The 8,162-nt window shown below is 71.5% G+C and carries 7 protein-coding genes; 5 read left to right on the forward strand and 2 right to left on the reverse strand.

What is annotated here, in order from left to right:
- Window positions 1-148 precede the first annotated feature (148 nt).
- Window positions 149-778 (reverse strand): LysE family translocator, encoded by a 630-nt coding sequence (locus tag ACFWPS_RS47620; protein WP_383718857.1) that lies wholly within the window; start codon window positions 776-778, stop codon window positions 149-151.
- 109 nt (window positions 779-887) lie between these two features.
- On the opposite strand from ACFWPS_RS47620, the gene ACFWPS_RS47625 reads away from it, so the two are divergent.
- The 5 genes from ACFWPS_RS47625 (at window position 888) to ACFWPS_RS47645 (ending at window position 7,383) form a co-directional block, all read left to right on the forward strand.
- Entirely contained in the window at window positions 888-1,823 is a 936-nt protein-coding gene (locus tag ACFWPS_RS47625; RefSeq protein WP_383718859.1) for a LysR family transcriptional regulator, read from the forward strand.
- 98 nt (window positions 1,824-1,921) lie between these two features.
- Window positions 1,922-3,367, forward strand: a complete 1,446-nt coding sequence (locus tag ACFWPS_RS47630) for a glyceraldehyde-3-phosphate dehydrogenase (RefSeq protein ID WP_383718861.1) — start codon at window positions 1,922-1,924, stop codon at window positions 3,365-3,367.
- 163 nt (window positions 3,368-3,530) lie between these two features.
- The gene (locus ACFWPS_RS47635; RefSeq protein ID WP_383718864.1) at window positions 3,531-5,054 is read left to right on the forward strand and encodes an alpha-N-arabinofuranosidase; all 1,524 of its coding nucleotides are present in this window, start codon (window positions 3,531-3,533) and stop codon (window positions 5,052-5,054) included.
- A gap of 17 nt (window positions 5,055-5,071) precedes the next feature.
- Entirely contained in the window at window positions 5,072-6,373 is a 1,302-nt protein-coding gene (locus ACFWPS_RS47640; protein ID WP_383718866.1) for a glycoside hydrolase family 27 protein, read from the forward strand.
- A gap of 2 nt (window positions 6,374-6,375) precedes the next feature.
- Entirely contained in the window at window positions 6,376-7,383 is a 1,008-nt protein-coding gene (locus tag ACFWPS_RS47645) for a LacI family DNA-binding transcriptional regulator (RefSeq protein WP_383718868.1), read from the forward strand.
- A 21-nt stretch (window positions 7,384-7,404) separates the two neighbouring features.
- Here the strand turns inward: ACFWPS_RS47645 and ACFWPS_RS47650 are convergent, their stop codons facing one another.
- Window positions 7,405-8,091, reverse strand: a complete 687-nt coding sequence (locus ACFWPS_RS47650; protein ID WP_383718871.1) for a class F sortase — start codon at window positions 8,089-8,091, stop codon at window positions 7,405-7,407.
- Between the last annotated feature and the right edge of the window lie 71 nt (window positions 8,092-8,162).

Raw genomic sequence — 8,162 nt, forward strand, 5'->3', positions numbered from 1 at the left:
ACAACCCGACCAGCGTACCCACCCCCCCCGGGTGCCACTCCCGGACCACGCACCCGGCCCGCCGCATAACACGCCTGCTCACCCCCCCCCACCGGTCTTTGCGGGTGCGTCAGGCGATGCGCTCCGCGACGGCACCCACCGGTTCCGGTCAGACTCCCCCGGCCACCGCCACGCCGAGCCCGCACAGCACCACGCCGGTGACGATGTTCAGTGCGCGCCGCACCGCCGGCCGGGAGACCAGGGCCCGGCCCCGGCCGACGGCCCAGGTGAAGAGCAGGTACCAGCAGACGTTGACGACGGCCCAGAGCACGCCGAGCGCGATGCTGCTCAGCAGGACGGGGCCGTCGGCCGTGACGAACTGGGGCAGCACCGACACGGCGAACACCCCGGCCTTCGGATTGCCCAGCGTCGTGCCCAGCCCGGCGCCGTAGGCGCCCCGGAGACCGCCGGGACCGTCCGTCCCGCCGCCCGGGTCGATCTCGGCGACGCCCCGCTCCGCCGCCGCCCTGAGGGTGCTGAGCCCCAGCGCGAACAGCACCGCTCCGCCCGCGAGGCGTACCGCCAGATAGGCGTGCGGGTTGGCCAGGAGCACGGCGGAGAGGCCCACGGCGGCGGCGGTCGACCAGACGAGCAGTCCGGTGGCGTTGCCCGCGACGGTGGCCAGGGCCGGTCGTGGGCCGAACGTCAGGATCTGCCGGATCATCAGCGCCTGTCCGGCGCCCGGGAGCATGGCCAGCAGCCAGGTGGTGATCACGAACAGGGGCAGGTGTATGGGCACGTGTCGCCGACCTTCTCACTGGTGCGGGGTTGGTGATCCGCCACCAGGCTGTCGCGAGCGGTGCGTGAAGAGAAGTCAGAACTGCTCCGGCCAGCATTAAGATTATTTAGTGACCTCGGATCCGGGGCAGCTGCGCCTGCTCGCCATGATCGACCGCCACGGCTCGCTCGCCGGTGCTGCCCACGCCCTCGGCGTGACCCCGGCCGCGGTGACCCAGCAGGTGGCCCGGGCGGAGCGGGACTGGAACGCGCCGCTGGTGGTGCGCGGACCGCGCGGCGCGTCGCTCACGGCGGCCGGCGCACTGCTCGCGGAGCACGGACGGGTCGTCGACGAGCAGACGGAACAGGCCGGGGAACGGCTCGCCGCGCTCCTCGGCCGCCTGTCGCTGCGGCTGCGGGTGGGCGCCTTCCTGGCCGCCGCCCTGCATCTGCTCCCGCCCGCCCTGACCGCGCTGCGGCACCGGTATCCGAACGCCGACGTGTCGGTGGAGGACCTGCTGTCCGACCGTGGCGTCGAGCGGGTCGCGGCGGGTGAACTCGACGTCGCGGTGATCGCCTCCTGGGCGCTCCCCCCGGAGCCGCCCCCGCACCTCACCGTGCACACGCTGCTGCGGGACCCCATGGTCATCGTCCTGCCCGACGACCACCCCCTGGTCACCGGATCCCCCGACGGCACACCTCTGCGCCTGGCGCAGCTCCGGGACGAGTCCTGGGTGACCATCCTCGCCGGGCACGCCGCCCGGGAGCAGTTGGACCGGGCGGCGGCCGGCGCCGGATTCACCCCCAGGATCCGGTTCCAGACGGCGTCGTACGACCTGGCCCAGGCCCTCGTCGGCACCGGCTACGGCGTCGCGCTCGTCTCCCGGCTGGCCCTCACCCGGGTCCCCGGCACCACGCACCGTCCGCTGGCCGACCCACCGCTCCACCGCGACCTGCACGCCGTGACCCGGGCCGACACCGTGCTGACCCCGCTGGCGGACGTCTTCCGGACGCTGCTGCTCGACGTGGCCGGCGACCTGAGGGGCACCTGGAGGTCACAGGGGTGAGCGGGCGACCGGCATCACACCCGGACCCCCTTGATCGATCATTCACCGGCCTGTTTACCATATGAGCGCCACCCAGCTCGATCGAGAGATTCAGGTCTGTGACTGTCAACGACGACTCGTTCACCAACTGGAAGAACCGCGAGGAGATCGCGGAGTCGATGATCCCGCTCATCGGGAAGCTGCACCGGGAGCAGGACGTGACGGTCCTCCTCCACAGCCGCTCCCTGGTGAACAAGTCGGTGGTCAGCATCCTCAAGACCCACCGCTTCGCCCGCCAGATCGACGGGGCCGAGCTCTCGGTCACCGAGACGATGCCGTTCCTGCGGGCGCTCACCACGCTCGACCTCGGCCCCTCCCAGATCGACATCGGCATGCTCGCCGCGACCTACAAGGCCGACGACCGCGGCCTGAGCGTCGAGGCGTTCACCGCGGAGGAGGTCGCGGGGGCCACCGGCGCCAACAAGATCGACCGCCGGGAGCCGCGGGACGTCGTCCTGTACGGCTTCGGCCGCATCGGCCGTCTGGTCGCCCGGCTGCTCATCGAGAAGGCCGGCTCGGGCAACGGCCTGCGGCTGCGCGCCATCGTGGTGCGCGGCGCGGGCGGCGAGGACATCGTCAAGCGCGCCTCGCTGCTGCGCCGCGACTCCATCCACGGCCAGTTCCAGGGCACGATCACCGTGGACGAGGAGAACAGCACGATCCTCGCCAACGGCAACGAGATCAAGGTGATCTACGCCGACGACCCGTCGCAGGTCGACTACACGGCGTACGGCATCCGGAACGCGATCCTCATCGACAACACGGGCAAGTGGCGGGACCGCGAGGGCCTGTCCAAGCACCTGCGCCCCGGTATCGAGAAGGTCGTCCTGACCGCGCCGGGCAAGGGCGACGTCCCGAACATCGTGCACGGCGTCAACCACGACACCGTCAAGCCGGACGAGCAGATCCTGTCCTGCGCGTCCTGCACCACCAACGCGATCGTGCCGCCGCTGAAGGCCATGGCCGACGAGTACGGGGTGCTGCGCGGGCACGTGGAGACCGTGCACTCGTTCACCAACGACCAGAACCTGCTGGACAACTACCACAAGTCGGAGCGCCGCGGCCGGTCCGCGCCGCTCAACATGGTGATCACCGAGACGGGTGCCGCCTCCGCCGTCGCGAAGGCACTGCCCGACCTCAAGGCGCGGATCACCGGCAGCTCGATCCGGGTCCCGGTGCCGGACGTGTCGATCGCGATCCTCAACCTCCAACTGGCCCGCGAGGCCTCCCGCGAGGAGGTCCTCGACTACCTCCGCGAGGTGTCGCTGACCTCGCCGCTCAAGCGCCAGATCGACTTCATCACCGCCCCGGACGCGGTCTCCAGCGACTTCATCGGCTCGCGCCACGCGTCGATCGTCGACGCCGGCGCGCTGAAGGTGGAGGGCGACAACGCGATCCTCTACCTCTGGTACGACAACGAGTTCGGCTACTCCTGCCAGGTGGTCCGGGTCGTCCAGTACGTCTCCGGCGTCGAGTACCCGACGTTCCCGGCGCCGGCGGTCTGACCGCCTCGCCTCCGGCAGCCCGGCCCCTCTGTGTGCGCAGAGGGGCCGGGCTGTCCGCACTCTTGACGCGATCACGGCCGGATGGCAGTTTTTTATCGATACAACCGAGCCTGCGAACCCTGTTCTATATATCGAACAACACCGTCCGGTCAGGAGTGCCCGCGTGCCCACCGCCACCGCGATCATCAACCTCGACATCGAGGGCCCGACGATCAGCCGCCATCTCTACGGCCACTTCGCCGAACACCTCGGCCACTGCGTCTACGGCGGCTTCTGGGTCGGCGAGGACTCCCCGGTCCCGAACGAAGGCGGCATCCGCCTGGACGTCGTCGAGGCGCTGCGCGCCCTGGACATCCCCAACCTGCGCTGGCCCGGCGGCTGCTTCGCCGACGAGTACCACTGGCAGGACGGCATCGGCCCACGGGAGCGGCGCCCCCGGATGGTCAACACGCACTGGGGCAACGTCGAGGAGAACAACCACTTCGGCACCCACGAGTTCATGGCCCTGTGCGAACTCCTCGGCGCCGATCCCTACATCAGCGGCAACGTCGGCTCCGGCACCGTCCGCGAGATGAGCGAGTGGGTGGAGTACCTCACCCGGGACGGCGACAGCCCGATGGTGCGGCTGCGCAAGGAGAACGGCCGCGAGGAGCCCTGGCGGGTGAAGTACTGGGGCATCGGCAACGAGACCTGGGGCTGCGGCGGCAACATGCGCGCCGAGTACTCCGCCGACCTGGCCCGCCAGTACGCCACGTACTGCCGCGACCACGGCGACAACACGCTCTACCGGATCGCCTCGGGCGCCTCCGACGCGGACTACAAGTGGACCGAGACGCTGATGCAGCAGATCAGCTGCTTCGGCTGCGAGGCCACCCCGAAGAACTTCTTCCAGGGCCTCTCCGTCCACTACTACACGCTCTCCGGCCCCTGGGAGGCCAAGGGCAGCGCCACCGGGTTCACCGCCGACGACCACTACCGCACCATGCTGTCGGCCCGGCGCATCGACCGCATCCTCACCGGCCACTCCACGGTCATGGACGTCTACGACCCGGGGCGTACCGTCGGCCTGGTCCTGGACGAGTGGGGCACCTGGTGGGACGTGGAGCCCGGCACCAACCCCGGCTTCCTCTTCCAGCAGAACACCCTGCGCGACGCGCTGGTGGCGAGCACCCACTTCGACATCTTCCACAAGCACGCGGCCCGCCTGCACATGGCCAACATCGCCCAGACCGTCAACGTCCTCCAGGCCATGCTGCTCACCGACGGCGACGCCCTGGTCCTGACCCCGACGTACCACGTCTTCGAGATGAACAAGGGCCACCAGGACGCCACGTCGCTCCCGGTGCACGTACGCGGCGAGGGCACCCGGCGCCCGGTCGGGGACGCCGAACTCGACACCCTGTCCGCCTCCGCCAGCGTCAAGGACGGCACGGTCCTGATCTCGCTGAGCAACCTGGACGCCGAGGAACCCACCGAGGTCACCCTGGACCTGCGCGGCGGCACCCTCGGCGAGCCGGCCGCCCGGATCCTCACCGCCGACAAGCTCCAGGCCCACAACACCCCCGAGGCGTCGACGACCGTCTCCCCCCGGGCGTTCGACGGCGTGTCCGTGACCGGCGGCGGGCTGCGGCTCACCCTCCCGCCCCACTCGTTCGTGACCGTCCAGGCCCCCCTGAACCAGTCCTGACCCGCAGGAGTGCGCACATGACCCGACCCGCACGTCCGCTGCCCGCCCGTCATCTGCGACCGCCCATGGGCTGGAACAGCTGGGACTGCTACGGCACCACCGTCACCGAGGAAGAGGTCCTCGCCAACGCCGAGTTCATGCGCGAGCACCTGCTCCCGCACGGCTGGGACACCGTCGTCGTCGACATCCAGTGGTACGAGCCCAGCGCCCGCGCCCACGGCTACAACCCGGACGCCCCGCTCGTCCTCGACGGCCACGGCCGCCAGCTCCCCGCCCCCAACAGGTTCCCCTCGGCCGCGGGCGGGGCCGGGTTCGGACCGCTGGCCGCGCGGGTGCACGCCATGGGCCTGCGCTTCGGGCTGCACATCATGCGGGGCATCCCGCGGCGTGCGGTGGAGGCCGGACTGCCCGTGCTCGGGACGGAGTTCACCGCCGCGGAGGTGGCCGACACCGACTCCGTGTGCCCCTGGAACTCCGACAACTACGGCCTGGACCACGACCACCCCGGCGCCCAGGCCTACTACGACTCCCAGGTCGCCCAGTTCGCCGCCTGGGGAGTCGACTTCGTCAAGGCCGACGACATGCTCTTCCCGTACCACGAGCGGGAGATCGCCTCCTACGCGCTGGCGATCGAGCGCAGCGGGCGGGCCATCGAGCTGAGCCTCTCCCCCGGTACCGACATGTCCCTCGCCCGCCTGGACCACCTGCGGGAGCACGCCACCATGTGGCGGGTCTGCGACGACCTGTGGGACCGCTGGGAGGACGTCGAGGCGCAGTTCGCGCGGATGGCCCGCTGGGCACCCTGGCAGGGCCGGGCGGGCTGGGCGGACGCCGACATGCTGCCGCTCGGCCACATCGGGATCCGCGCCGAGCGCGGCGCGGACCGCCAGTCGGCCCTCACCAGGCCCGAGCAGGTCAGCCTGCTCACCCTCTGGCTGATCTCCCGCTCCCCGCTGATGATGGGCGGCGACCTGCCCACCTCCCCGCCCGGGACCATCGAACTGCTCACCAACGACGAGGCCCTCGACGTCCTGTGGCACAGCACCGGCAACCAGGAGGTGCTGCGGGAGCGGGACCTGGTGCTGTGGACCGCCCGGGACGCCGACGGGCACACCCGGTACGCGGCGGTGTTCTCGCTGGCCGACGAGGAGCGGTGCTTCGAGGTGCCGCTGGGCTCGATCGGAGCCACGCCCCGCGACAGCGTCCGGGAGTTGTGGACCCGCACCGGCACCGCGCACGACGGCCGGCAGCTGGTGGCCGTGCTGCCCGCCCACGGTGCCGCCCTCTATCGTCTGGCCGAGGACAGCCGACGGGAGTGAGTGTGGCGACGATCCAGGACGTGGCGAAGGCCGCCGGGGTGTCGGCGATGACCGTCTCCAACGTGATCAACGGGCACCCCAACGTCCGCCCGGCCACCCGGGAACGCGTCCTGGAGGCGGTGGACCGGCTCGGCTACCGGGTCAACGTGGCCGCCCGCAACCTGCGCAGGGGCCGTACCGGGACCATCTGCCTGGCCGTCCCCGAGATCAACCGCCCGTACTACGGCCGGCTGGCCGCCTCGATCATCGCGGCGGCCGCCCGGCACGGCCTGCGGGTGAGCATCGAGCAGACCGGCGCCCGCCGGGAGAACGAACTGGCGGCCCTGTCCCTGTCCCGCAACCGGCTCTACGACGGCCTCATCCTCAGCACGGTCGGCATGGGCCCGGCCGATGTCGGGGCGCTCGACGTCGACCATCCGGTGGTGATCCTCGGCGAGCGGATCTTCGGCGGGCCCGTCGCCCATGTCGCCATGCCGAACGAGGCTGCCTCGCAGGCCGCGACCCGCCATCTCGTCGAGCGGGGCTGCCGGCGGATCGCCATCGTGTGCGGGCGGCTGGGCACGGAGGCCGACGTGTCGAGCCTGCGGCACGCCGGATATCTGCGGGCGCTGGCGGCCGCCGGGCTGCCGGCGGACCCGGAGCTGGTGGTGACCGCCGAGTCGCTGACCATGCAGGAGGCCGCCCGCCGCGTCCGGGAACGGATGGCGGACGGCCTCGGTTTCGACGGGGTGTTCTGTGTGACGGACACGGTGGCCATGGGCGTGCTGCGCGCCCTCGCCGACGCCGGGGTCCGGGTGCCGGAGCAGGTCAGGGTGATCGGCTTCGACAACGTCGACGAGAGCGCGTACCTCGTGCCCTCCCTGTCCACCGTCGACCCGGACCACGACCTGATGGCCGAACGCGCGGTCGCCCTGCTGGCGGCACGCATCGACCGGAGCGGACCGGGACCGGAACAGGAGGAGTTCACCGGTCCCTTCCGCCTGGTGGTGCGGGAGTCCACGGGCGGCTGACCCCGCGTCCCCGGTGCGGTGTCAGACCAGGTGGCCGAAGACCACCAGGTTCTCCGTGTAGTCCTTGACGTCGCGGTCGTAGTCCCCGGCGCAGGTGATCAGGCGCACCTCGGGGCGGCTGGTGTCCGCGTAGACGCGTTCGCTGGGGAAGTCGTCCTTCGCGAAGGTGTCGGCGTCGTCGACCACGAAGTTCGCGTCCGTGCCGTCGGCCCGGCTCACCGTGAAGCGGTCTCCGCGTTCCAGTTCGTCCAGCCTGACGAAGACGGCCGCCGAGGTCTTGGTGTCGACGTGGCCCGCGATGATCGCGGTGCCCGCCTCGCCGGGTGCGGCGCCCCTGGAGTACCAGCCGACGAGGTTGGTGTTGTCGGCAGGCGGGGGCTGGAGCTGGCCCGTGGAGCCGATGGTGAGGGTGGTGAAGGGGGCGTCGACGAAGATCTTCGGGATGAGCAGGCGGGTCGGCGTGGACCGGGGCAGCGCCTGACCGGTCCGGCGCGGATCCGCCGAGGGGACGGCGTCGGTGCTCTCGGCCCGGCTGCTGCCGGTGGTGCCGGAGCCGTTGGTGTGTCCGCCGACCAGCGCCACGGCCAGGAGCACGACGGCGATGCCCCACACGGGCAGCCGGCTGCCGCGCGGGGGCCCGTCGGGGCCGTCCTGGCCGTCCGGGCCTTCGGAGTCGTCGGGGTGCGGGGTGGCGGGGCCAGCTGCCATCGGAGGTCACCTTTCTGGGGCACGGCAGCGGGAGGGCGGGACAGGGGTCGCGGTGCAGTCGGCGTGTGGAC

The organism is Streptomyces sp. NPDC058457 (assembly GCF_042720695.1).
Lineage (GTDB): Bacteria > Actinomycetota > Actinomycetes > Streptomycetales > Streptomycetaceae > Streptomyces.

Coding starts and splice junctions, on each gene's coding strand:
- ACFWPS_RS47640 (WP_383718866.1), top strand. CDS start 5,072: ATGACCCGACCCGCACGTCCGCTGCCCGCCCGTCATCTGCGACCGCCC.
- ACFWPS_RS47650 (WP_383718871.1), bottom strand. CDS start 8,091: ATGGCAGCTGGCCCCGCCACCCCGCACCCCGACGACTCCGAAGGCCCG.